We start from the raw sequence: 26,177 nt of genomic DNA on the forward strand, positions 1-26,177 counted from the left end.
TCCGAACAGTGCCGTAACTGTTGACGGGATGCGGTCATCGCGCCCGACTGACATTGACTCTGGCCGCCCACGTCGAATCTGCTGGCCGCAACCTAGGAGGCCGTATGAGAAGCGTGTACGAGGGCCCGGCGGGCTGGCGGAAATGGCAGGAATACCTGGCCGGCGACGACCACGAAGACCTCGCCGAGGTGTTCACGCGCGTTCGCCGGCGCGGCACCGATGGAACAAGAATGCGCTGGTCGCGCGACTGGCGGACGCGCACCTTCTGCGATCTCGGGCTCTACCTGCTGTATCGGCACACGCTCAACCACACGGCCGGTGTCGAGCCCATGGAGATGAGGATCTTCGCCCGGCTGCAGGCCAGCGCGCTGGCCGACCTGGCCGCGGTTCTGATCGAGGACCCGTCCGAGGCCGAGGCGATGACCGTTCAGCGTTTCAACGACACCTGGGGACAACAGTCGGGCTATTGCGAAGATCTCGTCTGCTACCTGTTCCGGCCCGGCCCCTACATGCGCCGGTTGTCCCGGCTGCACCCCGAACTGCTGGCGATGACGCACAGGTTGACGCTCGGCGAATGGGTCCGGCAGTCAGCCGTCAAGGAACTCAACTCGGCCGTGGCCGACCCGCTCATCGCCATGCACACCCTCGTCGAGGCCGTCTTGCCCGCGACTCCGCTCGTGCGCTCCCTGGTGTCCAGGCTGCGGCGGGCCCGGCTGCGGAAATGGGCTCAACTGTACGAAGACGGGTTCGCTGCCTTCGGCGTGCAGCCCCGAGCCGACTTGGACTGGCTGGACATAGCCGAGCGTTTCTCCACCATTGCCGGCGGCGCTTTCCTGCGCGCACAGACACGAATCGATCAGCAGGAGCCGGCCACGGACGGCGAGATGCTGGGTCAACTCGTCATCGAGGTTCTGCCCGCGCTGTGCGCGATCGAGGCTGGAGAAATCGGTGCGCGACGCGCAGTTTGACGGTTCGGACACTCGGGAGCAGGGGGAGCGATGAAAACTGCCTGGTACATTCCACTCCTGGCGCCTGCTGCCTCGTTGGCGGCGGTATTCCTCACGCATTACTTGACCCTGCGAAGAGAGTCGAAAGCCTTTTCCCGCTCGAGCTCGGACGGCAGGGAGCACTACGGGCAGATCGCTGAATACATCGCCGGCCTTCGGCATCAGCGGCCCTCCGAAAAAGAAGTGAAGATCCTCGCCGGACTCTTCCCGGAGCCCCAGGCGTTACGCCGCCGGATCGAGCTGAGGGTGCGAGGCGAGCGGTTCGTTCTCGGTGCGGCCGCCGGCGGCGCACTTCTTTACCTTGCTCTGTATCCGTGGGGGAGTCTGGGCCGGACGACTGCCGACCCGGCCGGCGTGCCCGCCGCTCCAGTGCATGCCGGCGCGTCCGGTGCTGCCTCGGTGAAAGCGCCATGCCCGGGACTGGCGGTAACGGCTATTCGTGAGGCGACGAATGTGACGGGTTCACCGATGGTGGTCGAGATCCGTTACGCCTCCGGGCCGGATCGCGCCTATGTCTGCTCTCTGCCGTCTGGACAGGCATATTATTTCGGAATGAAATCCAACGGCAATCTGTCGAATGCGATCGCGCTGCCCGCGACGCCTCAGGGGAGCGGGTTCAAGGCGGCGAACGGGAAAACGATCTATTACGTCGAATCGAATCTTCTGCAAGTCGAGAACGGCTAGGATTTCAAGCCGCCCTGACTGTCGGCCGTTGCGTCCGGCAGCTTGGACATCAATGTGCGCAGCTCGTACTTGATGCCTTCCCGGATGTCGCGCACGTCGGACACCGGAGCTCCCTTCGGAAGGTCGACCCAGAACTCCTGCGTCAGCCGGCAGGCGCCGGGCCCCAGCGGGTCGATCGTCAACGCCCCGTAGGCTGGATAGGCCGACGAGAGGTTGCGTGTCTGGGCATAGCGGCCGGCCTCGAACTTGACGACCTCGTGCAGGTGGCCGACCCGGCCGGCCGATGTCCGCTGGATGAAGACCTGGATCTCTCCCAGCCCTCGGGGACGGCTGGGAAGCAAGACTCCACTTTCCATGTCGTTGAGCCGGACAGCGGACGCCGGGTCCCACATGAAAGACCACACCGCTTCCGCGTCCCGGGCGAGTTCCACCGACGCCGCCTCCCTTACTTGGACGGGCTTGGTGGTGATCCTGGTGATCTTGAACAGTGCGGGCACGATCAAGATCCTGGCATCACTCGTTCAGCACGGGAAGGACGATGTGCGAGGCGCGGCCGTCGTCGTGGAAGAGCTCGAAGTGGCAGGGGCGGCCGGCGGTGGCTGTCGCAAACGGTTCGTCTGTGCCCATGTTGCGGGCGTAACGCGGGAAAGCGCCCCCGCTGACCTGCACGCGCAGGCGGTGGCCGGCCTGGAAGCGGTACGCGGTGGGGAAGAGCTCGACCGGCACGGCCAGCACGCCGTCCTCGCCGCGGACCAGGTCGGGGGCGTCCGAGGTGCGCGGGTCGAGGCGGCGGATGCCGTCGACCACGTTGCGCGACACGTCCTTCTCGTCGACGTCGCACAAACGAACAAAGACATCCGCGTACGGGATGGAAGTGCGCACATGGACAGTTGCGCGCACCGAACCGACAACATCGAGCGCTCGTTCGAGCAGCGGGCCGGTGAAAACGAGCACATCGTCGCGCGCTTCGACCAGCCGGTTGTCCGCTTGCTTGCCCGGAGGCTGCAGCAGCGGGCCGCCGACGGTCGGGGTCGGCCGGGCCGGGTCGTAGGTGAAACGGCTCGGATCGCCGCCCTCGGGCTCGGTCACCAGGCCACCGCCGCTTCCCAAGTTCAAGACCGTTTCCCGTACGGCGGAAGGCGGCCACTCCTCGAACTCGAGCCACTTGTTCGCCCGCTGCAGATGCACACGGACCGGCGCACCTTCGGGGGCGGGGCCGCCGCGCAGATGGTGGTCGAGCCACACACTGTCGGTCTGCACGATGGTGCGCAGTTCGCCCGGCTCGCCGTGCAGCCACGGGCCGACGACCAGCCGTGCCGGCACCCCGGCCGCCCGCAGGGCCGTGTAGTCGGCCAGGTTCCCGCCCAGGAACAGGTCCCACCAGCCGGTGACCATGCTGACCGGCGGCATCCGGGTCAGGTCGGCCTGGTCGTGATCGGCCTGCGACCAGAAGTCGTCGCCCGGCTCGGCGTGCGCCACGAAGTCCCGCCAGAACGGCACCGGCGCCTCGGCCACCCGCACGTCGACAGCCTGCAGGGGCAGTTTGCCCAGCGCGCGCCGCACCTTGGTCTTCACCCGCGGGTCGGGCACGGAAGCCAGCAGACCCGGGCGTTCCTGGCGGCCGATCTGGGCCGACCAGCTCAGCGCCGTGTGGATCGACGGCACGCCGTGCTCGTAGAACAGCCGGTTGGTCACGTTGGCCGAGGTGATGTGCGGGGCGACGCAGGTCAGCGGGGGATCGGCGTACGGGGCGACGGCCCACTGGGTGTGCCCGAAATAGCTGCCGCCGGCCATGGCGATCCGGCCGTCGCACCACGGCTGCTTGCGGAGCCAGTCGACGGTGGCCAGGCCGTCGTCGCGCTCGGTGGTGAACGGGCGGAACTGCCCGCCCGACCCGAAGGTGCCGCGGGTGGCCTGCATGAACACCTGGAACCCGCGGCGGGCCAGCGGGGCTGCGAACAGCTGGCCGAATGCGCCGTCACGCCCGTACGGGACCCGGATGAGCACCACCGGAAGCGGGCCCTCAGCCTCGACCGGGCGGTAGTGGTTGGCCAGTAGCGTCACGCCGTCGAGCATCGGCACGGGAACGTCCCTGCGAATCTCGTACGGTGTTGCTCGCACCGGCAATCCGAGCGCGACATCCGCGGCGATCCCGGCCAGCCTGCTGATCTTCGCCATGACGGCAACGTAACCCATGATGGGGTGATGGCGCTCAGGATGCACACCGCCGAGGAGCGACCCGACCTGTGGGAGCGCGGGATCCCGTCGGCCGCGGTCTGGCCCGAGTACAACCTGCACGGCGACCGCCTCAACCGCTGGTGGCCGCACCTGGACGGTTCGTGCTGCACGACGACGAGCCCGACGAGGTCGTAGCCGAGGGTCACACCGGTCCGCTGTGGTGGGACGGCGACGAGAAAAGCCTGCCCGCCGGCACGACGCCGCAATCGAACAAACCTTCCTGCAAACGAGGTCAGGCGAGCCGGTGAACACTCTGTGCGCACTGGCGGCCGAGACACTCCGCGACGGCCGCCGCCGAGGATTGGCCCACGAGCTGCTGGGCGCCATGCGCGAGATTGCCGCCCGCCAGGGCCTCAAGCACCTGGTCGCGCCGGTCCGCCCGTCGGCCAAGGACAGCTACCCGCTGATGCCGATCGAGCGCTACATCCACTGGCGCCGCCCCGACGGCCAACTGCTCGACCCCTGGATGCGAGTGCACGAACGCCTGGGCGCCCGCGTGTCGACGCCCCTGCCCCACTCAATGCTGATCACCGGCACGGTACCCGAGTGGCAATCGTGGACCGGCTTGGTCTTCCCCGACCCCGGCGACTACGTCTTCCCCGAGGGCCTGGCCACCGTCCGCATCGACGGTGACCAGGGCACCTATTGGGAACCGAACTTCTGGATGATCCACCCGGATATCGCCCCGGCCGCAAGCTAGCTACCTCAGGCATCGCCCCTGCCGCGGCTGGCTGTCCGGGCGTCGCGTCGGCCGCGGCCGGCTGTCCGGGCGTCGCCTCTGCTGCGGCCGGCTGTCCGGGCGTCGCCTCTGCTGCGGCCGGCTGTCCGGGCGTCGCCTCTGCTGTAGCTGGCTATCCGGGCGTCGCCTCTGCTGTAGCTGGCTTTCCGGGCGTCGCCTCTGCTGTAGCTGGCTATCCGGGCGTCGCCCCTGCTGTAGCTGGCCAGCCGGGTATCGCTTCCGCCGCAGCTGGCTATTCGGGCGTCGCCTCTGCTGTAGCTGGCTATCCGGGCGTCGCTTCCGCCGCAGCTAGCTACCCAGGCATCGCCCTCCGGCCGCAGCTGGCTACCCGGGCATCGCTTCCGGCGTGAGCCGGCTGGCCGCCAGGGCTTGGCCCGAGCGGCCCGCTCGAGTCGGCTCCGTCAGGAGCGAGCTGCTTTCTCGATGAAGGCCGCGGTGACGCCGGGCTGCGACACGAAGACGGCGTGCGAGCCGCCCTTGACGCTGCGGACCGCGGCCGCCTTGGCCCGCTTGGCCTCGAAGTACTGCACAGCCGGCGGAATGTTCTTGTCGGCCCCGGCGACCAGGAAGTACGACTTCGTCGCCTGCCAGGCCTGCGGTCCGGACGCCTTCTCGTCCAGCGCGGCCGCGGTGATCGGGCGCTGGGCCACCGCCATCAGGGCGGCGTCGCGGGCCGGGACGTCGGCCGCGAACTGCTGGTGGAACTTCGCCGGGTCGACGTAGAGGTCCGTCTGCCCGCCGGGGAGTGCCACCGGCTTCAGCGTCTCGGCCAGGGTGCTGCCGGGGAACTTGGCGGCCAGGTCACCCGCGCTCTCCCCGGCCAGCGGGGCGAACGCGGCCACGTACACCAGCGCCTTGACGTCTTTGTCCCCGGCCGCCGCCTTGCTGATCACCATGCCGCCGTACGAGTGCCCGACCAGCACGATCGGCCCCTTGATGCTGTCGAGCAGCGCCTTGACCTGTGCCGCGTCCGACGCCACGCCACGCAGCGGGTTGGCCGCCGACACCACCGGATAGCCGTCGCGGGCGAGCCGGCTGACCACCCCGTTCCAGCCGCTCGAGTCCGCGAACGCCCCGTGCACCAGCACGACGGTCGGCTTCGCTTTGTGCCCGCCGCCGCCCGCCTGAGCCGCCGCTCCGCCGCCGCCCAGCGCCCCCGCCGCCAGCGCAACAGCTGCAGCCACCGCGATCGTCCGTGACTTGATCCGAACCATGAGTTCCCCCTCGAAGTACGTCGTCGTCCGAGACGCTAAGAGCCCCCAGTGCCAAATCAGTTCCGATCGAGTGCGCCGACGCTCAGCAGTCGCCCGACGTTGAGCGAACGCGCATGTTCAGTCACGAACCGCCGAGAACTGCGCGAATGATGCGGTGAAGGCTCAGTGGTCCGGCCGAGTGTTGAGCGAACGCGCACAAACGGCCACCCGATGAGCATCGGGCGTGCGCTGCGTGCACTCTCGTTTCGCTTGCTGGTAGACGACTGCGAACGGGGAGGCGTCGGTTGGCGGGTTGCTCGGTTGTAAGCGAACGCGCACAAACGGCCGCCCGATGAGCATCGGGCGTGCGCTGCGTGCACTCTCGTTTCGCTTGCTGGTAGACGACTGCGAACGGGGAGGCGTCGGTCGGCGGGTTGCTCGGTTGTAAGCGAACGCGCACAAACGGCCGCCCGATGAGTATGGGGCGCGCGCTGCGTGCACTCTCGTTCGCTTGCTGGTAGACGACTGCGAACGGTGAGGCGTCGGTTGGCGGGTTGCTTGGTTGTGAGCGAACGCGCACAAAAGGCCACCCGACGAGCATGGGGCGTGCGCTGCGTGCACGCTCGTTCACTTGCTGGTCGACGACTGCGGATGGGGCGGCGTCGGTTGGCGGGTTGCTCGTTGTGAGCGAACGCGCACAAACGGCCGCCCGATGAGCATGGGGCGTGCGCTGCGTGCACGCTCGTTCACTTGCTGGTCGACGACTGCGGATGGGGCGGCGTCGGTTGGCGGGTTGCTCGGTTGTGAGCGAACGCGCGTGAGGGAGCATCCAGTGAGCAGTCGTGTCCGTGTTGCTGTGCGCTTGTGGCGTGCTGGTCGGGAACTGCGCGGATGTGTGGCGCTTGCTCGGCGGATTGGCTAGTTGTGAGCGAATGCGCGTAAACGGCCATCCGGCGATCAGTCGGAGTTGTCCATGTCGCACACTTGATCGGCACTGCGGGCGGCTACCGTCCTCGGCTGAATAGAGGGGTGGGGCCGTGGCACTGGTGGGAGTCTCGGGCGCGGGGGAGTCGGCTCGGAGCTTGGCGGACAACTTGGCTGGTCACGGCTACGGGTTCGCGAAGCCGGGGGAGCGGCCGGACGTCGTGTTTCTGGTCGACGATGACGCGGACACGGTGATCGTCGAGGGCGGCGCGCACGTCCTCAGCTGCGGCGTGACCCGCGACGCTGCGATGCTGCGTGAAGGGCCGGCTTACGTCGTCGGCGGTAACCACGCCGCCTACCTGAGGGTGCGGCCGATTCTGCGCGCCACCGCCGCCCGCGAGCAGAACGTGCCGTGCGTCGCCTACGCCGGTACCGGCGTCGCCGGTCATAGCGCCCAGCACGTGCACGACGACTTGGCCGCCGCCGACCTTCAGTTGGCCGTCGACGCTTACGAACTGATCGTGACCGGCCTGGGCCGCAAGCCTGAAGCAGCGGGCGAGATCTTCGCCGACTGGGACACCGGTGAGCTTCGCTCCCGCTTGATGGAGACGGCCGCCCGCGTGCTGGGCCGGCCCGACGACCGTCCCTTCGCCGACCACCTGGCCGCCGAACTCGGCGTTCCCGCGATTCCGCAGGCCGCCACCGAGGCGACGGGCGAGCTGGACGTTACGGTGCCGGAGATCTTCGAGGCTTTGTACTCGGCACGCATCGACGCTTACTCGCGAGCCTTCGAACGGTTGCCGGTCGAGCATCGAGCGTCGATCGCCTCCGCTTGGCGTGCGGGCAGCGCCATCGGCGGGCGCTTCCTGAACTACGTCCGGGAGGCGTTCGAGGCTGAGCCCGTCCCCGCACGGCTCGAGGACGACCTGTACTTCGCCGGCGTGCTACGCCACTACCGCCCGGCGTGGCGGCGCGTGACCGCCGAGGCCGCCCGCATCGGCCTCGCGGTGCCAAGCTTGCGAGCGCCGGCCAGCGCCGCCTAACAAACGTCACGGTGCAGCGTGGCCTTGCCGGTCACTACGACTACGCCGGCTTCGCGTGCCAGTGCCGAAGGTCACGCATGATCAACGCGGCGAGCGCAGCAGGACCTTGCCGGTTGCGGTTGTCGGTCGCGTCCGGATCGCGCTCGTGATGCCGGCGTCACAAGAGGCGTTCAGCCAGCGGACGCTACAGCGTGGCATCGCCGGTCACTACGACTGAGCCAGCTTCGCGGTGCCAGTGCCGCAAACTGCGCATGATCAATCTGGCGACGCGGGTATGACCGCGCCGATCGTCGGTCGTCGGCCACGTCGGGCTTGTGGTGCCGCTGCCGCAAGCGGCGCGTGATTGGCGTGACGATGTGCGCCATTACTGCTGGTAGGCGGCACGACCGACACGGTGTGGGTTAGGGCCGTGGCAAGCCCGGCTGTTCGCCGCAGCTGCGTCGGACCTGCGGTGCGTGATTGCTCGCGCGGGTAAGCGGCCCGTGACCAACGTGGCGGGCGGGGAGCGGCGTCGCGTTGTCGGTTGCCGCGACCGCGTCGGGCTCGCGGTGTTGGCACTGGCCGCGGCGGATAAGAGGCCGGCCCGCCGGTCACTGTGGCTGCGTTGGGCTTGCGGGTGTGGGCAAGCGGCGTAGGGCGGCGCCGGTGGCTGCGGCGATTGCGCCGAACGCGGTCAGCCAGATCGGTAGGTGAGGTGGAATGCCTAGGTAGGTGACCATGCCTAGGATTCTGTGCAGGCCCCACGGCAGCAGGGCCAGCTGGTCGTTCCATGTGGTCAGCGCCGTCTCCAGGCTCACCACCCAAACCAGCAAGCCCAGGGCCAGCGTGGGCAGGCCCGCCGTGAGCAGCACGGCTCCGGTCACGCGGCGGCGCGGCCAGCCGTACTGGTGGCGCAGCGCTGAACCCAGGGCCACGAAGAGCCAGGCGAAAAGCGCGAACCCCACAATCACGTACGCCGACCGGGCGGCCGGGTTCGTCCAGAAGCCGAACCAGTAGTAGCCGGGGCCGCGCACCGCCAGCACGCCCAGCAGCAGCACCGATCGCAGCAGGGCCACCCCGGCTATGACCGTCCACAGCAGATACGGGTTGCGCACCAGCAGCCGGGCGACGAGCGCCACCACGGCCCACGCGGCCAGCGTCACCAGCATGTGGGCCGGCGCGGCGAACCACGTGAAGATGGCCCGGCTGACCACCAGCACAGCCGCCGCGAACAGCAGGGCGGCCGCGGACGAGGCCTGCGCGCGCCACGGCATGACGCCGGCCAGCCAGAGACGCCGGGCGGCCGGCCACAGCAGGGACAGCGCCAGCAGGGCCAGCAGCACCCGGGCCGCGATCGCCATGGCCGGGTCGCGGGCGAACCGCGCATTGCCCAAGTCGGCCGCGGTGAAGTTGTAGGCGGGCAGGTCGACGTTCGTGCCGTAGCGCCGCACGTGGTTGTCGCGGGCGGCCTCGTACGCAGCCTGAGCCGAACGCCACTGCTTGCGCGCCGTGGCCGAGCCGGTGTCGACCCACTGCGCCCGCCGCAGTACCAGCTCGCGGTAGGCGGCCAGCGTTCCGAACAGGTCCTGCTGGTATTCGAGGGTTTCGATCAGCCGCGTCCGCAGCGCCGGGTCGCGCCACTTCGCCGGATCGGTGGAGTTGATCCGGGCCAGCTGGTCGCCGGCGATCGTGGCCGCTCGCCGGCCGTCCGCGATGGTTTCGTCGACGTGGTCGCGGCCGATGGCGTAGATGCTGTCGAGCACCGACGAGTCTCCGGTCACGATGTCCCACTCGAAAATCCACATCATCGGCGGCGGCTCGAGACCCAGGGCCTTGACCGAGTAATCCGCGTACGGGCGCAGGTAGAGCCCTTTCTCGACGGCCTCGCGCGACATCGCGAACACCTGCGCGATCGCCGCCACCGTCGCGGGATCGGCCGAGAACGTCTGCCGCACCCAGTCGGCGGTGATCGTGGACGGGTCGGTGGCCGGCGCGCGGGCGAGCCGTCCCATCGCGTAAGCATTGAGGTCGTACAACTGCCAGAAACCGGTGCGCAGATACAGCGTGCGCGGCCCGGCGCGCAGCGGCCCGCCGTCCTGCGTCCACAGCCACACGCCTTCGATGTGCTCGTTCTTCGCGAGCAACTGCTTCAGGGCGTACGCATGAAGGGCCGTCAGGTCGTTGGGCAGGGCCCCGAATCCCTCGAACTCCCGGCGCCCCTGGAACTCGACGATGCGGCGCTGAGTCCCCACCGTGAGCGTCCAGTTGAGCGGCAGGTGGCTGTAGAAGTCGCCCAGCGTGAACTTGGTCGAGACGATCAGGTGCGGGTCGTCGAGCCCGCCCAGCACCTCCTCGTACGACTCGGGGTTGGTGTGCAGGTCGCCGACCGCCCCCACGCCGACTGTCCAGCTGCGGAAGATGATGTCGCGATCTGCCTCGCCCGCCACCGACAGGAATGCGCGCAACATGGCCCGTACCTGGGAAGGCTCTGTCACCGCGATGCGCGAGAAATAGTCCCAGCCCGGCGCCTCGTAGGCCGATCCGCCCTCGCCGATGCGCACCATCAGCCCGGCCGCGAACGGCATGCTGGCGAACAGCTCCCGGAGCCCGGCCTGATAGATCGGCCACGGGTCGTCCCGCTTCGCCAGGTAGTCGTCGAGCGGCTTCGAGAGCGCCAGCATGTCGGTCATGAAGTAGACGCGCATGCCCTTGCCCGCCGCGTACGCGAAGACGGGCCGGAATGCATCGACCATGGCCCGGGCCCGGGCGATGTGCGGATCGTCGTCGCGATAGACGCCGTGGCCCGCGAACGTCACGTACTCGAGGAAGCCGGGCACGACGACTCCGTTGTAGCCCTGGCCGGCCGAGTGGTCGACGAGCTGCCGGAACTCGCCGGCGATCCGCTCGACGGCGGCCGCGTCCACCCACGGCGCCCGAGGCAGCAGCGCGCTCGTCACGATGTCGGTGTTCAGCGAGTAGTCGTCGCCCCAGGCGGCGGGATTGTCCGACCGTCCGACCGAGCCGGCATCGGTGAGCCGCAGCGGCAGTTCCCGATGGTGAACAGAGGCCGCGGGCGGCAGGGTCGGCGCCGGCTCCCACGACAGCCGCAGGGCGCCCTCGAGCCCGTAGGCCACCCCGGCGCCCAGCGCCAGCAGCACGATCACCACCAGCAGTCGGCGCATGCCTGTGTCTATCAGGTCGTTCGAGGCACTGGAAACACACTGCCGAGGTGTCGAATGACAGGGCGCGATCATCATCTGTTCGGATATGTCGGGCTGGCCGTTCATACATTTGACGTCCTCCGATTGTGCGATCGGCGAAACCGGTCTATGTTTCGATCAAACCGGTTTAGTAAATCCGGGGAGGTGCTATGACCAGGGCAGACAGGCCGACGATCGTCGATGTCGCGCGGGCCGCCGGTGTTTCCAAAGGCACTGTTTCGTTCGCGCTGAACGGTCGCCCCGGCGTCTCCGAGGACACCCGCGAGCGGATCCTGGCGGCCGCTCGCGACCTCGGCTGGACGCCCAGCACCAAGGCCCGCGCCCTGTCGGTCTCCCGCGCCTTCGCCGTCGGCATCGTGCTCGCCCGCGAGCCCGAACTGCTCGGCGCCGACCCGTTCTTCCCGTCGTTCATCGCCGGCGTCGAGCGCACGCTGATCGACCGCGGGCAGGCCCTGGTGCTGCAGGTCGTGCCCGAGGCGGAGGAAGAGGCGGGTTACCGGCGGCTGGCCGACGCCGGCCGGGTCGACGGGGTGTTCCTGCTCGACCTGCGCGTCGACGACCAGCGGATGGCCCTGCTGGAGGAGCTGGGCCTGCCGGCCGTCTCCATCGCCCGGCCCGACGCCCCGAGCCCGTTCCCGGCCGTGCTGGTCGACGACCGGCCGGGCATCGAGGCCGCGGTGCGGCACCTGGCCGAGCTGGGCCACCGCCACATCGCCCATGTCGCCGGGCCGGCCCACTTCCTGCACGGCCAGCGCCGCCGCCAGGCGTTCGAAGAGACCCTGGCCGCGGTCGGGCTTCCGGCCGGGCCGGTCGTGGAGGCCGACTTCTCGGCCGCCGGGGGAGCGGCGGCAACGCGCGAGATCTTGAAACCGGCCGGCGGAGCGGCAGCAACGCGCCAGATTCTGAAGCCGGCCGAGCAAAAACCAACGGCGATCGTCTACTCGAACGACCTGATGGCCATCGCCGGCCTCTCCGTCGCCGTCGAACTCGGCGTGGCCGTGCCGGCCCAGTTGTCGGTCACCGGGTTCGACAACACCGATCTCGCGGCATACGTCACGCCACCCCTGACCAGCGTCCGCACCGACCCCTACCTCTGGGGACGCAAGGCCGCCGAAGCCCTTCTCGATCTCATCGACGGCGGGACGGTCGACGACGTTCCCGTGCCCGCCGCCCAGCTGGTGACCCGGGCGTCCACCGCGCCCCCGCCCCCCACAGTTCGAACGGAGAAACGATGAAACGCATCCTCCCGGCCGCCCTTCTCGCCCTGTCCCTCGCCGTCGTCACCGGTTGCGACGGCAGCGGCGGGGGCGGGGACGCCGAGCAGGCCAACAAGGCCACCGGCCCCATCACGATCTGGCTCTCCAACAACCAGGAGGAGCTGACCTGGGGCAAGGCCATGGTCGCGTCGTGGAACAGCCAGCACGCCGACCAGAAGATCACCGCGCAGGAGATCCCGGCCGGCAAGAGCTCGGAAGAGGTCATCGGGGCCGCGATCACGGCCGGCAACGCGCCCTGCCTGATCTGGAACACCGCGCCGGCCGCCATCCCGCAGTTCCAGAAGCAGGGCGGCCTGGTCGCGCTCGACTCGTTCGACGGCGGCGCGCAGTACGTCACCGACCGCACCGGCGAGACGGCCGAGCAGTACAAGTCGCCGGACGGCAAGTTCTACCAGCTGCCCTGGAAGTCGAACCCGGTCCGGATCATCTACAACAAGGACATCTTCGCCAAGGCCGGGCTCGACCCCGAGAAGCCCGCCCTTTCCACGTACGACGAATTCCTCGCCGCCGCCCGCAAGATCAAGTCGTCGGGCGCCGCCCAGGCCGCGATCTACCCCGCGCCCAGCAGCGAGTTCTTCCAGTCCTGGTTCGACTTCTACCCGCTGTTCGCCGCCGAGACCGACGGCAACCAGCTCGTGAAGGACAACAAGGCCCAGTTCAACACCCCGCAGGGCCTGGCCGTGGCCAACTTCTGGAAGACCATGTACGACGAGGGCCTGTCGCCCAAGGAGATGTACAACGGTGACTCGTTCGCCGACAAGAAGGCGGCCATGGCGATCGTCGGGCCGTGGGCGATCAAGGTCTACGGCAACAAGGTGAAGTGGGGCACGGTCCCGGTGCCGACCTCCACCGGCAAGCCGGCCGAGCAGATCAAGACGTTCAGCGACGCCAAGAACGTGGCCATGTACAGCGCCTGCCAGAACCGCGCCACCGCGTGGGAGGTCATGAAGTTCGCCACCAGCCAGGACCAGGACGGCAAGTTCCTCGAGGCCACCGGCCAGATGCCGCTGCGCAAGGACCTCGAGACGACCTACGCCGACTACTTCGCCAAGAACGCGGCCTACAAGCCGTTCGCGGACCAGGTCGCCAACACGGTCGAGGTGCCCAACGTGCCCAACTCGGTCGCCATCTGGCAGGCCTTCCGGGACGCGTACTCGGAGTCGGTGATCTTCGGTAAGACGCCGGTGGCGGACGCGTTCTCCGGTGCTGCCCAGAAGGTCGACCAGCTGGCCAGCGGGTCGTGATGACGGCCGCCCCCACTGTTGCGGGCGGCGCGAAGCGGAACCGGGCGGCGGGCTTCCTCGGCCGCCACCCGGTGGGCATGATCCTGGCCGCCCCGTACGCCGTCTATCTCGCGGTCATCTTCGCCTACCCGTTCGGGTTCTCGGTGTGGATGAGCTTTCACGACTACTTCTTCGCCGCGCCCGGCGCCATCGTCGACCACCCGTTCGTCGGGCTCGACAACTACAAGGCGGCGGTGACCGACCCGGCCGTCCGGCAGGCGTTCAAGAACATCCTGATCTTCCTGGTCATCAACGTGCCGCTGACCACCGCGCTCGCGCTCGTGCTGGCGGTCGCGCTCAACCGGGTGGTCCACGCCCGTACGTTCCTTCGGGTCTCGTTCTACGTCCCGTACGTGACGGCGAGCGTCGCCGTCGTCGGTGTGTGGCTGTTCCTGTTCAACTCGGGCGGCCTGGTCAACTCGATCCTCGGCCCGCTCGCGCCCGACCCGTCGTGGCTGGTCAACGAGGGCTGGGCGATGCCCGTCATCGCGTTCTTCGTGACCTGGAAGCAGCTCGGCTTCTTCATCCTGCTCTACCTGGCCGCGCTGCAGAACGTGCCGAAGGAGCTGTACGAGTCGGCCTCGGTCGACGGGGCCAACGGCTGGAACAAGTTCTGGTCGGTGACCGTGCCGGCGGTGCGGTCGTCGACGGCGCTCGTGGTGATCCTGGCCCTCATCACCGGGGCCAACCTGTTCACCGAGCCGTATCTGCTGACCGGTGGCGGCGGTCCCAACGGGTCCTCGGCCTCGCCGGTGCTGATCATGTATCAGCGCGGCATCCAGCAGGGTGAGCCCGACTTCGCGGCCGCCCTGGGTGTGCTGCTGGTGCTGGCCACGCTGGTCGTCGCGTACATCAACCGCCGGTTCATCGAAGGGCGGGACTCATGAGGCGCTGGCCCAACGTGGTGCGCTATTTCCTGTTGTTCCTCGGCGCGCTCATCTTCCTGTTCCCCTTCTACTACATGCTGATCGGCTCGCTTCAGTCCGAACCGGACACGTCGGTCTCCGGCGCGTTCCCCACCTCGGGGCTGACGCTCGACAACTACAAGGACATCAACTCGCGCGTCGACCTGCTCGGCTCGCTGGTCAACTCGGGCATCTTCACCGGCGGCGTGCTGCTGGGCACGGTCGTGTTCGGCACGGTGGCCGGCTACGCCCTGGCTCGGCTGCAGTGGCGGGGACGCGGCGTGTTGTTCGCGCTCGTGCTGCTGGTCCAGGTGATCCCGTTCCAACTGCTTCTCATTCCCCTGTACGTGTTGATCGTGCGCGGCTACGGGCTGGCCGACAACTATCTCGGCATGATCCTGCCCTTCGCCATCAACACCACCGCCGTCTTCGTCTTCCGCCAGTTCTTCCTGCAGCTGCCGGACGACCTGTTCGCGGCGGCCCGGCTCGACGGCGCGGGTGAAGTGCGGATCCTGTGGTCGGTGGCGCTTCCGCTCGTACGCCCGGCTCTGCTCACCGCCGTGCTGCTGACCTTCATCGGGCCGTGGAACGAGTTCCTGTGGCCGTTCCTGGTCACCAAGGACGCCGACATGCAGCCGCTGGCGGTCTCGCTGGCCAACTACATCAGCAACGTGTCGTCGCGGGCGGCCAACCCGTTCGGCGCGATCCTGGCCGGCGCCTGCGTGCTGGCGGCGCCCGCGGTCGCGCTGTTCATCGCCTTCCAGCGGCAGTTCATCTCCTCCGACATCAGCTCCGGCGTGAAAGGCTGACATGGTTCCGTACACCCTGACCCGGCTGGGCGTCGTCATGGCTCCCGAGACCGGCGATCCCCTCGAGGCCGAGGGGGTTCTCAACCCCGCGAGCGGGCGTACGCCCGACGGGCGCCTGTTCCTGCTGCCGCGGCTGGTGGCCACGGGCAACGTCTCACGTGTCGGACTGGCCGAAGTGGAGCTCAAGGACGGCGTACCGGTGGGGGTCGAACGCCGCGGCATCGTGCTCTCGCCCGACGAGGGCTGGGAACGCGGCCTCAACAACGCCGGCGTGGAGGACCCGCGAACGACCTGGGTTCCGAGTCTTGGGAAACACCTCATGACGTACGTGGCCTACGGGCCGCTCGGGCCGAGGCTCGCCCTGGCCGTGTCCGAGGATCTGGAGCACTGGACCCGGCTCGGGCCCGTGCAGTTCACCTACCAGCCCGACCTCGACACCGACCTCAACCTGTTCCCCAACAAGGATGCGGTGTTCTTCCCCGAGCCGGTGCCCGACCCCGACGGGCGGCCCAGCTACGCGATGATCCACCGGCCGATGTGGGACCTCGGCTGGTTCCGGCCCGGCGAGGGCGTGCACCTGCCGGCCGGGATCACCGACGAACGGGCCGGGATCTGGATCTCGTACGTGCCGGTGGATGAGGTCGAGTCGGACATCAACGCTCTGGTGCGGCCGAGGAACCACCGGTGCATCGCGTTGCCGGAGTTCGGCTTCGAGGCGTTGAAGATCGGGGCCGGGCCGCCGCCGCTGCGGGTGCCCGAGGGCTGGCTGCTGATCCACCACGGCGTCACCGGCTACATCCCGCCCGGGTTCGACCCGGCCAACCAGCGCGTCACCTACGCCGCCGGGGCGATGATCCTGGACCCGGCCGATCCCAGCCACGTCCTCGACCGTACGAGCGAACCGATTTTCGTCCCCGAGACGGCCGACGAGCAGTCGGGCACGGTGCCCAACGTCGTCTTCCCCACCGCCATCGAGCAGGTCGACGGTGTGAACTACGTCTTCTACGGCATGGCCGACAGCAAGATCGGCGTCGCCCGCCTCGACCGCGTCCCCGCGTCCTCTTCGAACTCGCCCGCTGAAGGAGAAAGCCATGAAGCGCCGATCCGTGTTGCTGGGCAGCGGACTAGCCCTGACAGCGCCGCTGCTGAGCTCGACGCCCGCTCTCAGTAAGGCGGCGGGGCGCCTCACCAATACGGCGCACCTCGACTTCCTGCGGGACACCGTCACGCCGCCCGCGCAGGCCGGGCACACCTCGTACAAGCCGTCGGAACCGATCGGCGTGCTGTGGACCTATGCCGAGCCGAACGCGGACGGCACCTACCGGCGGATCGGCGGCGGGCCGTACGACGCGGCCACCGACACGTACGGGCAGGGCGCCTTCAACTCCGACGACATCGCCCGGGCGGCCGTGGTCTACATCCGGCACTGGAAGCAGACCGGATCCGCCGCGAGCCGGAACGCCGCGTACTCGTTGCTGCGGGGTCTGACGTACTTCCAGACGACGTCGTCCGGGTTCTTCGTGCTGTGGATGCAGCCGGACGGCACGTTCAACGCGAGCCCCGAGCCGGTCGAGCTGCCCGACCCGTCCGACAGCGGTCCGTCGTACTGGCTGGCCCGCGCGATCTGGGCGCTGGGGGAGGGGTATGCCGCCTTCCGTACGGCCGATCGCGCGTTCGCGGCCTTCCTGAAGCAGCGGCTCGACCTGGCGATCGGGGCGCTCGACCTGTCCGAGTACGGCAAGTGGCAGAACATCGACGGCGTGCGCCGGCCCGCGTGGCTGGTCGTCGATGGCGCCGATGCCAGCGCCGAGGCGGTGCTGGGACTGGCCGCGTACGTGTCGGCCGGTGGTTCTTCGGCGGCGCGGCGCGTGCTGCGGCAGCTGTCCGAGGGCATCGCCGTGCTGTCGGACGGCTCGGCGCGCGAGTGGCCGTTCGGGGCGGTGCTGCCGTGGGCACTGTCCCTTTCGGACTGGCATGCCTGGGCCTCCCAGATGCCGGCTGCGCTCGCCCGCGCCGGTCAGGTGCTGAACGACAACGATTTTGTACGACCGTCAGTCACCGACGCTGCCGTCTTCACACCGTGGCTGCTCACGTCCGGCGGCCCCGACAACGGCCGGCTGCCCGCCCGCATCGACAAGAACCAGATCGCGTACGGGGTGGACTCGCGCATCCAGTCGCTGCTGGCCGTGGCCGGGGCGACCGGCCGCACCGGCTTCCGGCAGCTGGCCGGCATCGTGGCCGCCTGGTACTTCGGCGCCAACGCGGCCGGCGCTGCCGCCTACGACCCGGCCACCGGCCGCACGGTCGACGGCATAGCCGCCGACGGCACGGTCAACCGCAACGCGGGCGCCGAGTCCACGATCCACGGCCTGCTCAGCATGCTGGCCCTGGACGCCCACCCCGACGTGCTGGCCGTGGCCCGCCAGGGCAGCATCGTCACGCGGGTCGGCTCCACCACGATCGAGGCCGAATCGGCCGTCCTGGCCGGCGGCGCCGCCGTGGTAACACCGCCGTCACCGTGGACGGGCGAATCCCAGTACAGCGGCGACCGCTACGTCCGCATGCCAGCTGGCGCCACCGCCCGCTTCACCCTGCCCGCGGCCACCCAACCGCAGTTGGTGCTGCCCGTGGTCAACCTGCAGCCCGGCTCAGCAGCGCTGACCCGGTGGACCTCGACCGGCAAGTCGCTGGGCACCGTCCGGCGCGGCGACGTGGGCCCCCAGGGCGCATCGCCGGCGCCCGGCGCCCTGCTGCCCGTCACGCTGAACGGCGAGTTGCCACCGGGCAGCACCGACCTAGTCGCCACCTCCACCGGGGGAGAGGCAGTGGTGGACGCGGTCATCCTCGAGCCGCTGGTGTCGCGCTACGTCATCACCGGCGCCGGCCACACAACGGCCCTGCTCCGCAGCGCGTCCCGCACACCACAAACGGTGACGGTCGCCGTAGCTGGTTCAGGCCCGGCGGTCATCGAGTCCTACGACGCCACCGGAGTCCGCCGCTCCCGAGCCTCCACGTCAGGCACGTCGGTGCGCGCCTTGGTCCTACCCGGCGGCTTCACCATCGTCCGCCGCTGAGTTCCGCCAGCCGGCTTCTCCACCGTCCGGCGCTGGCCCTGCGCGTGAGTGCGCGCCGGGTCAACGCCGGGCGGCTTTACCGTCGTGGGGCGCCGGCCCGGGGTCGTATGTGCGTGCTTCGGTTCTGCCGGGCGGGCTAATTGTCGTCCGGCGTTGACCCGGCGCGTCAGCGCGCGCCGGGTTGTGCCGGGTGGGTTCACCGTCGTGGAGCGCCGAGCCGGCGTGTGAGTGCGCGCCGGGTTCAGCCAGGCAGCTTCACCGTCGCGTCGCGCGGGCCGGGGGATGAGCGCGCGCTGGGTTGCCTGGCGGGTTCACTGTCGGGCGGCGCTGACCCGGCGCGTGAGTGTGTGCTGGGTTTTGCCGGGCGGCTGGTTTACGGTCGTGTGGCGCCGGGCCGGGCCGGGAGTGTGCTGGTTTCGACCGGGCGGGTTCGCCGTCGTGTCGCGCCGGGCCGGGACGTCAGTGCGCGCTGGGTTCTGCATGCCGGGTTCGCTGTCGGCGGTGCTGACCCCGGCGCGTGAGTGTGTGCTGGGTTCTGCCAGGCGGCGGATTCACGGTCGTGTGACGCCGAGCTGAAGCGTGAGAGCGCTGGTGCTGCCAGGCGGCTTCACCGTCGTGTGGCGTCGGGCCGGCGTGAGTGCGCGCTGGGTTGCTGGGCGGGTTCACGGTCGTGTGGCGTCGGGCCGGCGTGAGTGCGCGCTGGGTTGCTGGGGCGGGTTCACTGTCGTGTGGCGCTGGGACGGTGCGTCAGTGTGCGCTGGGCTGTTTGGTTCGGTGGTGGGCCGGTACGCCTTTGCTCTTGGGCGCAACCACTCACGCAGTCGCCGTGGTGGGGTGAGCGTTCTGGACGCGCCAGCGGCCAGCTCACCCCGCCGCGGCCCTCGGCGGGAGCGACGGTCTGTAACCCCCCACCCCGCTACGACATCGTCTTTGACGTTCGGCTCTTGACCTTGACGATCCCCCCACCCCGCTATGACATCGCCTTTGATCTTTGGCTCTTGACCTTCAAGTTCTGATTCTTGATCTTCGTTGGTTTGGCCCTTCAAACTCAAGCCGAACATTGTGGCGCTGCGTATCTGCCTCGTTGGACTGCGTTGGACAGCTCCTTGCCGCCCACTGTGATCGAGCACGTCACCTCGCCTGTGCCGCCTCGCTTGCGTTGGGCGATCACGACCAGCGGCGGCTTGTTGCCTTGGAAGCGGAACGTGTGCTTCCAGGGCAGCTTCACCTCGCCCTTGCGGATGATGTCGCGGTCCTGGTCGGTGTAGGAGACGCTGGCTAGGTCGCCCTGGCCGGTCGACTTGACCAGGTAGACGACCTCGTCGGCGGGCGGCTCGGCCACGACAGCTCGGGTTGTGTTCGTCTGCGGCGCCTGCTTCTTGACTTGGGGCGCCGCCGTAACTGCCGGCGTTGTCACTCCGGGCGTCGGTGTGGCCTGCTCTCGTCCGTCGTCGTCGTTGAACGGGTTCAGCAGGAGGCCGCCCAGGCAGGCTACGAACGCGACCATCGCCGCCACGATCCACCAGCCGCGGGAACTGCGCCGGTGGGGCGGCTCGCCGAAGTAGCTGTCGTCGGACACAGGGGAAACGAAGGTGTCTCCGTGGTCGATCGGCGAGGTGGGGGCCGACTCCATCCAGGGGTCGGCGGGCGGCGTGTTCCGGCGGTCGTCGTTGCCGCCGTCGTACTCAGTGTTCGTCACAACCTCACAGTAAGAAGCCCGCCAAGGATGCATCCTGCGGCGGCATTCACCATGATCGGTGTGGAGATCGTGGAGCAGTTCGTGGCGGGCAAGACCGGTGATCCGGAGGTGTGCGAGGACGCGATCGTGGTGACCGCCGGCCACGCGGCGGTGATCGACGGCGCCACCGACCTGAGCGGGCGCCGCTACGAGGGCCGGGCGGGCGGATGGTGGGCGATGGCGGCCTGCCGCGACGCGATCCGGCAGCTGCCGTCCGGCATCGACGCCTACACGGCGGTCGAGGCTTTGACCTCGGAGCTGGCGGCGCGTCTTCCTCCGGAACTGCCGGCGATTGAACGCCCGTGTGCCTCGGTCACTCTCTACTCGCGGGCGCGCCGTGAGGTCTGGCAGATCGGCGATGTCGGTTTCGCGTACGCGGGACTGCCGCCGGCGATCGGGCAACCCCGCAAACTGGTTGATCAGATAGCGGCGTCCTTTCGAGCCGCTGTCCTGGCCACCGAGTTCGCCGCCGGCAATCTCAGCCCGGATCGGGTGGTGGCCGACGACCCTGGACGGCTGGCCGCGCGAGCCCTTATCGGCCGGCAGGGCGTGCTGCGCAACACCACGGGACCGTACGGGTATGCCGCCATCGATGGCCGCCCGGTGCCACCGTCGCTGGTGGTCGTGCACCCGCTGCCGGCCGCGGTCGGCGGATTGGTGATCGCCAGCGACGGCTACCCGTCCATCGGCGAGACGTTGGCCGCGACCGAGTCCGAGCTGGCCGCTTCGTTGCGCACGGATCCCTGGTGCCTGGCTGGCACGAAAGGCGTCGGGCCCGGGCAGCTCAGCTTCGACGACCGCGCCTACCTGCGCATCCGCCTCTGATCAGCGGAACTTCTGCTGAGCGCTGCGCCGGTTGGCCCGGGCCGGCGGCTCGTTCACGTTGCTGAGGCGGGGCGGCTGCTCGCGGGGCTCATGCCCCTCGGGAAAATCCCGCATGGTCACCACGATCCCCTGGACCAGGCGGTCCTCGCGCAGGTCTCGGTACGTGGCCTCGACCAGCACGTGGTCGCCGTCGGCGCGCAGCAGCGAGCAGAAGACCACGCCGTCGCCGGGGCTGCCGAAGGCCTGGCGCAGCTGGTGGCGGTCGTCCGGATGGACCAGGTCGTCGAGCCGGGCCAGCGGCGGAAGATCGTCGGCGCCGAGCAGCTCGCGCAGCGACGGGCTGGCGTACCGGATGCGCTGGTCCTCGTCGATCACCACCATGATGTCGGCGCTGTTCCGCACCACCGCACGCAGATAGAGGTCGCTGTCGCGGCGGCCGACCGCCTCCATCAGCGAGATGCGGTCCAGCGCGAGCGCCGTCTGACCGGCCAGCACCTCGAGGGTGTCGCGGGTGGCGGTCAGGGTTTCCCGGTGACCCACCAGGATCAGGGCGCCGCCGCTGGGCCGGGCGACGGCCAGCGGCTCCAGCCAGAGCGGGCAGACCAGAGTGGCGTAGTCGTCGTCCGCGTCCTCGAGCCACCAGCTGCGGTGCGGCGGGCCGGCCTCGGAGCCGGGCGCCGCCTCGAGCGCGAGCCGGCGGTCGTCGGCCGCGAAGACCGTGCTGCGGACTGCGTCCGGCGGCATGAGCTGCGCGATTGCGGCGCGGACGGCCTCTTCCACGGCCGGTGTGTCGGCCGCGGCAACCAGCGCGGCGTTGGCCTGCCGCAGGCCGCGCTCGCGGGTCAGGGCCTGGCCGTTGAGGGTCACCGAGTCGGTCAGCCGGGTGATGGCCAGCAGCAGGGTGATCGCCCCGGCCACGGCGATCACCACGCCGTCGCCGACCGTGCCGTGCAGCGCCTCGATCAGCAGCACGATCGGCGGGGTGGCGACGGAGACGCCCAGCAGCGCCGCCCAGCGCCCGAGCCGCTGGCTGGACCGCGGCACCCGGGGCTCGGTGAGCTTGACCATCGACGGGTGCAGCGCGGCCGCGCCCCAGGCCAGATAGAGCACGACAAACCCGGTCTCGCTCAGCCGGCCCGGCCACAGCGGCTGCACGATGTCGCTGACCAGCACGCCCACCGCGCCGACGACCAGCAGCACGGCCGAGAGGTTGCGGCCCGCGGCGATCAGCACCCGGGTGACCACCGCGAGAAGCAAAAGGGCCCCGATGACGTACGCCCCGGAGACCCCGCCGATCCGGCTGGCCTCACCGACGGCGAACACCCAGATCACCAGCAGTGTCGAGCACGCGAAGGCGAGCAGGTCGATGAGCCGGGCCCGGTCGACGAGCACCGCCCCGACCCGGGTCAGCTGCAGGAGGCTGGCGGCGACCAGCACGAACATGACGTAGAAGCAGAAAGCAGCCACGTCGGCCCGGTCCAACGCGGTCAGCACATCACCCGCGGCGCTCGCCACGATCGCGCCGGCGAGCAGCAGCCAAGGGGCGACCCGGGCCGGCCGGTGACGACGGACGCCGTAGACGATGGCGGCCGCGCTGCCGGACCCCAGCAGGATCCACTCGATGACCCTCAGCACGCCTAACTACTACCAGCGGCCCTGCGGCGTGTCCACGTCGCCGTATACGCAGCGCCAACAAGCCCGTCCTTACCCCAGAGCCGGCGCATTGAGAAGCGGCATTTCGTCGGATTCCCACCCACTCGTCCGCCGTTAGAGTCAGCCTATGGTCGCTGACAACTCGTCGTCCGGTCATCAGGCGCAGCGTTCGATCACGATGTGGGCCGCCATATCGACGGTATTGCTGGCCGGAGTGTTGTCCGCCATCTACCTTCTCTCGCTGGGGCTCGGTGGAAGCGACCCGGTCGAGAAGCCGGGTACGTTCGGCTTCGGGAACGGCATTCTCGCTCTACTGGTCGCCATTTTGCCCGGGCTGATCGGTACCCTTATCGACTTTTTCTTCGCAAGCTGCGTCGAGCGCCTCGGTCTCTCCGCGACAGACAAAATCGCCGCCGGCGTCGAAGAACGCCGCGCAAATACGACGCGCGGGGCGTGCGGCTCGCCAGTGATGTCGGCGTGCCGGTGAGGGTGCGGGTCATAGCGCGGATGTACGCCACGAGCGATATGGGCAGCTACAGTGAACTGCCGACCTTCTTCGCCGACGATGGCCCGTTTGCTGAATTCGTTCGCAGTGATATCGACGCTGTTCACGGCCGCCAAGGCGGGGCGTTGACATGAGACTGCAGATCGCCGTCATCGGACCCAATGCCGAGGCTTCGCAACAAGATCTGGACGACGCTACCTACATAGGTCGCGAAATCGCCGGACGAGGCGCAATTCTGCTGACCGGGGGCTTAGGTGGTGTGATGAGGGCGGCGACCGAAGGGGCAGTCGACAACGGCGGTACAGCGGTCAGCTTGGCACCGGGTTCGGATCACCGCCATTCCCTCGACCAGAATCCGAAGGCGACGGTGGTCGTCCCGACCGGGATCGGGCAGATGCGCAACGTCCTCCTGGTGCAATCGGCTCACGCGGTCATCGCCGTCGGGTGCAATTGGGGAACTGTGACAGAAATCGGTTTCGCCATGCGGGACGAGAAGGTGCTGGTGTGCCTGCGTCCGTGGCGGATCGAAGCCGAGCAGCCGAGAATCGCCCAGACCGCCCAGGAGGCGGTCGAGGCCGTCTTCGACGAGCTGCGCAGGATTAGGTGACGACACGAGGGAATGATGGCTGGCATGGCGGAATCTCGGGACTGGAGCTTCGACGGCACTCAGGGGCAGCTGGCCGCGCGGACCTGGCAGGGGGGCGGACCCGCCGGCGCGCATCGTCGTCATCGCGCACGGGTACGGCGAGCACATCGGACGCTATGAGCGGCTGGCCGACCGGCTCGTCGCCGACGGGGCGGTCGTGTACGCCGTCGACCACGTCGGGCACGGGCGCAGCGAGGGCGAGCGGGTGCACATCACCGACTTCGAGGACGTGGTCACCGACCTGCACACGCTGGACGAGACCGCCCGGCGCGAGCACCCGGGGCTGCCGGTCGTGCTGCTCGGTCACTCGATGGGTGGACTGATCGCCGCCCGCTACGCCCAGCGCTACGGGGACACGCTGGCCGCGCTGGTGCTGTCGAGCCCGCTGATCGGCCGCTGGGAGGGTGCCGCCCAGCTGCTGGCGCTGGACGAGATCCCGGACGTGCCGCTCGACATCACCACGCTGTCCCGCGACCCGTCGGTGGGGGAGCGGTACGCCGCCGACCCGCTGGTGTGGCACGGGCCGTTCAAGCGCCCGACCTTGCAGGCGATCGAGCGGGGCCTGGCCGCCATCGATGAGGGGCCGTCGCTGGGCGGCCTGCCGCTGATGTGGATCCACGGCGAGGCCGACCCGCTGGTGCCGATCGACGGTTCCCGCGCCGGCGTCGAGCATCTGCGCGGCCCCGACTACGTCGAGCGGACCTATCCGGAGGCCCGCCACGAGCTGTTCAACGAGCTCAACGCGGACGCCGTCATGACCGAGGTCGCCGCGTTCGTCCGGCGGTCTTAGCGGTCCGGGCCGTACAGGCCGAAGTGCAGGGCCGGGTCGGCCGGATCCCACGAGTTGGTGAACTGGGATCGGGCGCCCATCTCGGCCACCCGGCTCAGCAGATCGTTGCCGAGGGCGAGGCGGCCGGGTTCCCAAGCCGCCAGAGCGCTCGGCACATCCGGCGAAGAAGCCAGTGAGGAAGCCAGCGACCAGGCGTCGGCGGCGGCCTTGGCGGTGCCGGCGGCGGCGTGCGGGCGGGCGGCGAAGGCGGCGTCGCCGATCAGCGCGATGCGGCCGAACGCCATGTTGCGCACCGCGATGTCGAGGACGATTTGGATGTACGGCTCGGGCGTACGCGCAATCAGTTCGGCCGCAGCCGGCGGGAGCACCTTCGCGGCGTCGGCCCGCATCTCGTTGACGAACCGGTGCTGAACCTGTCCGGGGTGGACGGACACGGGAGCGGTGAACCCGCGCAGATCCGTCGTCATCTCGTCCAGGGCGGGGCCCTCGGCGACGTTGCGGTACCAGATGTAGTTGAACTGCCGGTTCCCGGTGGCCAGGCTGCCGTCGGCGCCGGGGATGGCGTACATGCAGATGTGCGAGGAGTCGATCAGCGCGTAGGCCAGGGCGTCGTTGATCAGATCGGCCGTCTCGCGGGTGACTTCGCGCTCGGGCACGCAGCCGCGCCAGCCGATGTAGCCCGCGTAGCGAGGCTGCACCCGCGGTTGCAGCCGGCGCCGGCCGACCGACGAGATGCCGTCGGCGAACACGAGCAGGTCGGCCCGCTCGGTGCGCCCGCTGGTGAAGCGCAGCTCGACGCCGTCCGCGTCCTGGTCGACCCCGACGGCGTACTCGCCCAGGTGGTACCGCTCGGCGCCGAAGTCGTCGAACAGCACCCGGTACATCGTCGTCCAGGAGCTGAAACGCCACGCCGCCGGTTCCTCGTACACAATCTTGTTGTCGTCGCCGAGATACCGCATCACCGACGACCCGATGCTCACGTCGTCTACGCCGAAGCTGTGCGGCCGCTCGGCGATCCAGCGCACGGTGTCCGGCTGCAGCACGATGCCGCCGCCCCGGCCGTCGAGGTAGGCCGGCGTACGTTCGAAGATGTCGACGTCGAAGCCCTGCTCGCGCAGCAGCAGCCCGGCCGTGAGCCCGGCGAACGAGCCGCCGACGACGATCGCGCGACCCCGGTCAGTCATGGTCGTACCGCCCCTCGGTCAGGCGCGGACCGTATGGGTGATCGGCGAGGTTGATGACGATGGCGTCCTGGGTCGTGCGGGCGACGATCATCTTGACCGGCTCGGTGTCGCTGGCGTTCTCCTCCCAGTGCACGACGTCCGGCTTGATGTAGACGAAGTCGCCCGGGTGGGCCTCGGCCACGGTGTCGAGCTTGTCGCCGATCCACCACCGGCCGACACCGCTGAGCACGTACAGGGCCGTCTCCGACTTCCCGTGGTGGTGGACGCCGGTCTTGCTGCCGGCGGGCAGCACGGACAGGCCCATCCACAGATCCTGGGAGCCGAGGCGGCGAGCGGAGACGGCCTCGAACCGTTTCAGGCCGGACGTCTGGGGCGTCTGATCGGACAGATCGCCGGCGCGGACGATGTGCACGCCGGCATCGGACTGGTCGCTCATGGGCCTAACTGTGGCGTTCCGGCC

At 69.3% G+C, this 26,177-nt stretch carries 23 protein-coding genes; 15 read left to right on the forward strand and 8 right to left on the reverse strand.

Going from position 1 to position 26,177, the window contains the following annotated elements; translation table 11 throughout:
• Nucleotides 1-53: 53 nt before the first annotated feature.
• Together OWR29_RS04045 and OWR29_RS04050 are read left to right on the forward strand one after the other, a co-directional pair.
• The gene (locus OWR29_RS04045; protein WP_267560989.1) at nucleotides 54-968 is read left to right on the forward strand and encodes a hypothetical protein; all 915 of its coding nucleotides are present in this window, start codon (nucleotides 54-56) and stop codon (nucleotides 966-968) included.
• Nucleotides 969-998: 30 nt separating this feature from the next.
• Nucleotides 999-1,691 carry a hypothetical protein gene (locus OWR29_RS04050; RefSeq protein WP_267560990.1) on the forward strand — a complete coding sequence of 231 codons (693 nt, stop codon included), beginning with the start codon at nucleotides 999-1,001 and terminating at the stop codon, nucleotides 1,689-1,691.
• Here OWR29_RS04050 and OWR29_RS04055 read toward each other — a convergent pair.
• Together OWR29_RS04055 and OWR29_RS04060 are read right to left on the reverse strand one after the other, a co-directional pair.
• Nucleotides 1,688-2,188, reverse strand: coding sequence for an SRPBCC family protein (locus tag OWR29_RS04055; RefSeq protein WP_267560991.1), 501 nt, complete (start codon nucleotides 2,186-2,188; stop codon nucleotides 1,688-1,690). The two genes, OWR29_RS04050 and OWR29_RS04055, sit on opposite strands and share 4 nt — an antisense overlap.
• Nucleotides 2,189-2,204: 16 nt before the next feature.
• Nucleotides 2,205-3,869, reverse strand: coding sequence for a CocE/NonD family hydrolase (locus OWR29_RS04060; protein WP_267560992.1), 1,665 nt, complete (start codon nucleotides 3,867-3,869; stop codon nucleotides 2,205-2,207).
• 27 nt (nucleotides 3,870-3,896) lie between these two features.
• Here OWR29_RS04060 and OWR29_RS04065 point away from each other — a divergent pair, with 27 nt between their 5' ends.
• Nucleotides 3,897-4,064 carry a hypothetical protein gene (locus OWR29_RS04065; protein ID WP_267560993.1) on the forward strand — a complete coding sequence of 56 codons (168 nt, stop codon included), beginning with the start codon at nucleotides 3,897-3,899 and terminating at the stop codon, nucleotides 4,062-4,064.
• A gap of 109 nt (nucleotides 4,065-4,173) precedes the next feature.
• Nucleotides 4,174-4,629 carry a hypothetical protein gene (locus tag OWR29_RS04070; RefSeq protein ID WP_267560994.1) on the forward strand — a complete coding sequence of 152 codons (456 nt, stop codon included), beginning with the start codon at nucleotides 4,174-4,176 and terminating at the stop codon, nucleotides 4,627-4,629.
• Nucleotides 4,630-5,069: 440 nt separating this feature from the next.
• Here OWR29_RS04070 and OWR29_RS04075 read toward each other — a convergent pair whose 3' ends face one another.
• Complete coding sequence (locus tag OWR29_RS04075) at nucleotides 5,070-5,852, reverse strand: alpha/beta fold hydrolase (RefSeq protein ID WP_267560995.1); 783 nt, start codon at nucleotides 5,850-5,852, stop codon at nucleotides 5,070-5,072.
• Between the two features lie 1,184 nt (nucleotides 5,853-7,036).
• Between OWR29_RS04075 and OWR29_RS04080 the strand changes: the two genes are divergently transcribed.
• Nucleotides 7,037-7,828 (forward strand): NADP(+)-dependent, decarboxylating phosphogluconate dehydrogenase, encoded by a 792-nt coding sequence (locus OWR29_RS04080; RefSeq protein ID WP_267560997.1) that lies wholly within the window; start codon nucleotides 7,037-7,039, stop codon nucleotides 7,826-7,828.
• A 590-nt stretch (nucleotides 7,829-8,418) separates the two neighbouring features.
• On the opposite strand, the gene OWR29_RS04085 is transcribed toward OWR29_RS04080, so the two are convergent.
• On the reverse strand, nucleotides 8,419-10,989 hold the full coding sequence (locus OWR29_RS04085) for a hypothetical protein (protein WP_267560998.1): 2,571 nt from the start codon (nucleotides 10,987-10,989) through the stop codon (nucleotides 8,419-8,421).
• Between the two features lie 188 nt (nucleotides 10,990-11,177).
• Here OWR29_RS04085 and OWR29_RS04090 point away from each other — a divergent pair, with 188 nt between their 5' ends.
• Genes OWR29_RS04090 through OWR29_RS04115 form a run of 6 tightly spaced genes read left to right on the forward strand, consistent with a single transcriptional unit; the run spans nucleotide 11,178 to nucleotide 18,376 of the window.
• Nucleotides 11,178-12,263 carry a LacI family DNA-binding transcriptional regulator gene (locus OWR29_RS04090; protein WP_267560999.1) on the forward strand — a complete coding sequence of 362 codons (1,086 nt, stop codon included), beginning with the start codon at nucleotides 11,178-11,180 and terminating at the stop codon, nucleotides 12,261-12,263.
• Nucleotides 12,260-13,549 (forward strand): extracellular solute-binding protein, encoded by a 1,290-nt coding sequence (locus OWR29_RS04095; RefSeq protein ID WP_267561000.1) that lies wholly within the window; start codon nucleotides 12,260-12,262, stop codon nucleotides 13,547-13,549. The genes OWR29_RS04090 and OWR29_RS04095 overlap by 4 nt, the downstream gene beginning before the upstream one ends.
• Entirely contained in the window at nucleotides 13,549-14,475 is a 927-nt protein-coding gene (locus OWR29_RS04100) for a carbohydrate ABC transporter permease (RefSeq protein WP_267561002.1), read from the forward strand. Before OWR29_RS04095 ends, OWR29_RS04100 begins: the two co-directional genes overlap by 1 nt.
• Entirely contained in the window at nucleotides 14,472-15,302 is an 831-nt protein-coding gene (locus OWR29_RS04105) for a carbohydrate ABC transporter permease (protein WP_267561004.1), read from the forward strand. Before OWR29_RS04100 ends, OWR29_RS04105 begins: the two co-directional genes overlap by 4 nt.
• 1 nt (nucleotide 15,303) lies before the next feature.
• On the forward strand, nucleotides 15,304-16,473 hold the full coding sequence (locus OWR29_RS04110; RefSeq protein WP_267561005.1) for a glycoside hydrolase family 130 protein: 1,170 nt from the start codon (nucleotides 15,304-15,306) through the stop codon (nucleotides 16,471-16,473).
• The gene (locus OWR29_RS04115; protein WP_267561006.1) at nucleotides 16,394-18,376 is read left to right on the forward strand and encodes a hypothetical protein; all 1,983 of its coding nucleotides are present in this window, start codon (nucleotides 16,394-16,396) and stop codon (nucleotides 18,374-18,376) included. The genes OWR29_RS04110 and OWR29_RS04115 overlap by 80 nt, the downstream gene beginning before the upstream one ends.
• 1,048 nt (nucleotides 18,377-19,424) lie before the next feature.
• Here OWR29_RS04115 and OWR29_RS04120 read toward each other — a convergent pair.
• Complete coding sequence (locus OWR29_RS04120; protein ID WP_267561007.1) at nucleotides 19,425-20,075, reverse strand: MmpS family transport accessory protein; 651 nt, start codon at nucleotides 20,073-20,075, stop codon at nucleotides 19,425-19,427.
• 60 nt (nucleotides 20,076-20,135) lie between these two features.
• Between OWR29_RS04120 and OWR29_RS04125 the strand changes: the two genes are divergently transcribed.
• A complete protein-coding gene (locus tag OWR29_RS04125; RefSeq protein WP_267561008.1) occupies nucleotides 20,136-20,939 on the forward strand; it encodes a hypothetical protein in 804 nt (267 codons plus the stop codon).
• Here the strand turns inward: OWR29_RS04125 and OWR29_RS04130 are convergent, their stop codons facing one another.
• Nucleotides 20,940-22,574 carry a PAS domain-containing protein gene (locus tag OWR29_RS04130; protein WP_267561009.1) on the reverse strand — a complete coding sequence of 545 codons (1,635 nt, stop codon included), beginning with the start codon at nucleotides 22,572-22,574 and terminating at the stop codon, nucleotides 20,940-20,942.
• Nucleotides 22,575-22,719: 145 nt separating this feature from the next.
• Here OWR29_RS04130 and OWR29_RS04135 point away from each other — a divergent pair, with 145 nt between their 5' ends.
• From OWR29_RS04135 to OWR29_RS04145, 3 genes are all read left to right on the forward strand, one after another.
• Complete coding sequence (locus tag OWR29_RS04135; protein ID WP_267561010.1) at nucleotides 22,720-23,079, forward strand: hypothetical protein; 360 nt, start codon at nucleotides 22,720-22,722, stop codon at nucleotides 23,077-23,079.
• A gap of 148 nt (nucleotides 23,080-23,227) precedes the next feature.
• Complete coding sequence (locus OWR29_RS04140) at nucleotides 23,228-23,704, forward strand: SLOG cluster 4 domain-containing protein (RefSeq protein WP_267561011.1); 477 nt, start codon at nucleotides 23,228-23,230, stop codon at nucleotides 23,702-23,704.
• A 112-nt stretch (nucleotides 23,705-23,816) separates the two neighbouring features.
• The gene (locus OWR29_RS04145; protein ID WP_267561184.1) at nucleotides 23,817-24,533 is read left to right on the forward strand and encodes an alpha/beta hydrolase; all 717 of its coding nucleotides are present in this window, start codon (nucleotides 23,817-23,819) and stop codon (nucleotides 24,531-24,533) included.
• Here the strand turns inward: OWR29_RS04145 and OWR29_RS04150 are convergent.
• Both OWR29_RS04150 and OWR29_RS04155 read right to left on the reverse strand, forming a co-directional pair.
• Nucleotides 24,530-25,717 carry an FAD binding domain-containing protein gene (locus OWR29_RS04150; RefSeq protein ID WP_267561012.1) on the reverse strand — a complete coding sequence of 396 codons (1,188 nt, stop codon included), beginning with the start codon at nucleotides 25,715-25,717 and terminating at the stop codon, nucleotides 24,530-24,532. The two genes, OWR29_RS04145 and OWR29_RS04150, sit on opposite strands and share 4 nt — an antisense overlap.
• A complete protein-coding gene (locus OWR29_RS04155) occupies nucleotides 25,710-26,153 on the reverse strand; it encodes a cupin domain-containing protein (RefSeq protein ID WP_267561013.1) in 444 nt (147 codons plus the stop codon). The genes OWR29_RS04150 and OWR29_RS04155 overlap by 8 nt, the downstream gene beginning before the upstream one ends.
• Nucleotides 26,154-26,177 lie beyond the last annotated feature (24 nt).

This window comes from Paractinoplanes pyxinae, from assembly GCF_026626335.1.
GTDB lineage: Bacteria > Actinomycetota > Actinomycetes > Mycobacteriales > Micromonosporaceae > Actinoplanes > Actinoplanes pyxinae.

Bases quoted from the DNA above. Each gene is read 5' to 3' on its own strand.
- OWR29_RS04050 (WP_267560990.1), top strand. From the start codon at position 999: ATGAAAACTGCCTGGTACATTCCACTCCTGGCGCCTGCTGCCTCGTTG.
- OWR29_RS04060 (WP_267560992.1), bottom strand. From the start codon at position 3,869: ATGGCGAAGATCAGCAGGCTGGCCGGGATCGCCGCGGATGTCGCGCTC.
- OWR29_RS04065 (WP_267560993.1), top strand. From the start codon at position 3,897: ATGGCGCTCAGGATGCACACCGCCGAGGAGCGACCCGACCTGTGGGAG.
- OWR29_RS04085 (WP_267560998.1), bottom strand. From the start codon at position 10,989: ATGCGCCGACTGCTGGTGGTGATCGTGCTGCTGGCGCTGGGCGCCGGG.
- OWR29_RS04090 (WP_267560999.1), top strand. From the start codon at position 11,178: ATGACCAGGGCAGACAGGCCGACGATCGTCGATGTCGCGCGGGCCGCC.
- OWR29_RS04095 (WP_267561000.1), top strand. From the start codon at position 12,260: ATGAAACGCATCCTCCCGGCCGCCCTTCTCGCCCTGTCCCTCGCCGTC.
- OWR29_RS04100 (WP_267561002.1), top strand. From the start codon at position 13,549: ATGACGGCCGCCCCCACTGTTGCGGGCGGCGCGAAGCGGAACCGGGCG.
- OWR29_RS04105 (WP_267561004.1), top strand. From the start codon at position 14,472: ATGAGGCGCTGGCCCAACGTGGTGCGCTATTTCCTGTTGTTCCTCGGC.
- OWR29_RS04110 (WP_267561005.1), top strand. From the start codon at position 15,304: ATGGTTCCGTACACCCTGACCCGGCTGGGCGTCGTCATGGCTCCCGAG.
- OWR29_RS04115 (WP_267561006.1), top strand. From the start codon at position 16,394: ATGAAGCGCCGATCCGTGTTGCTGGGCAGCGGACTAGCCCTGACAGCG.
- OWR29_RS04135 (WP_267561010.1), top strand. From the start codon at position 22,720: ATGGTCGCTGACAACTCGTCGTCCGGTCATCAGGCGCAGCGTTCGATC.
- OWR29_RS04140 (WP_267561011.1), top strand. From the start codon at position 23,228: ATGAGACTGCAGATCGCCGTCATCGGACCCAATGCCGAGGCTTCGCAA.
- OWR29_RS04150 (WP_267561012.1), bottom strand. From the start codon at position 25,717: ATGACTGACCGGGGTCGCGCGATCGTCGTCGGCGGCTCGTTCGCCGGG.
- OWR29_RS04155 (WP_267561013.1), bottom strand. From the start codon at position 26,153: ATGAGCGACCAGTCCGATGCCGGCGTGCACATCGTCCGCGCCGGCGAT.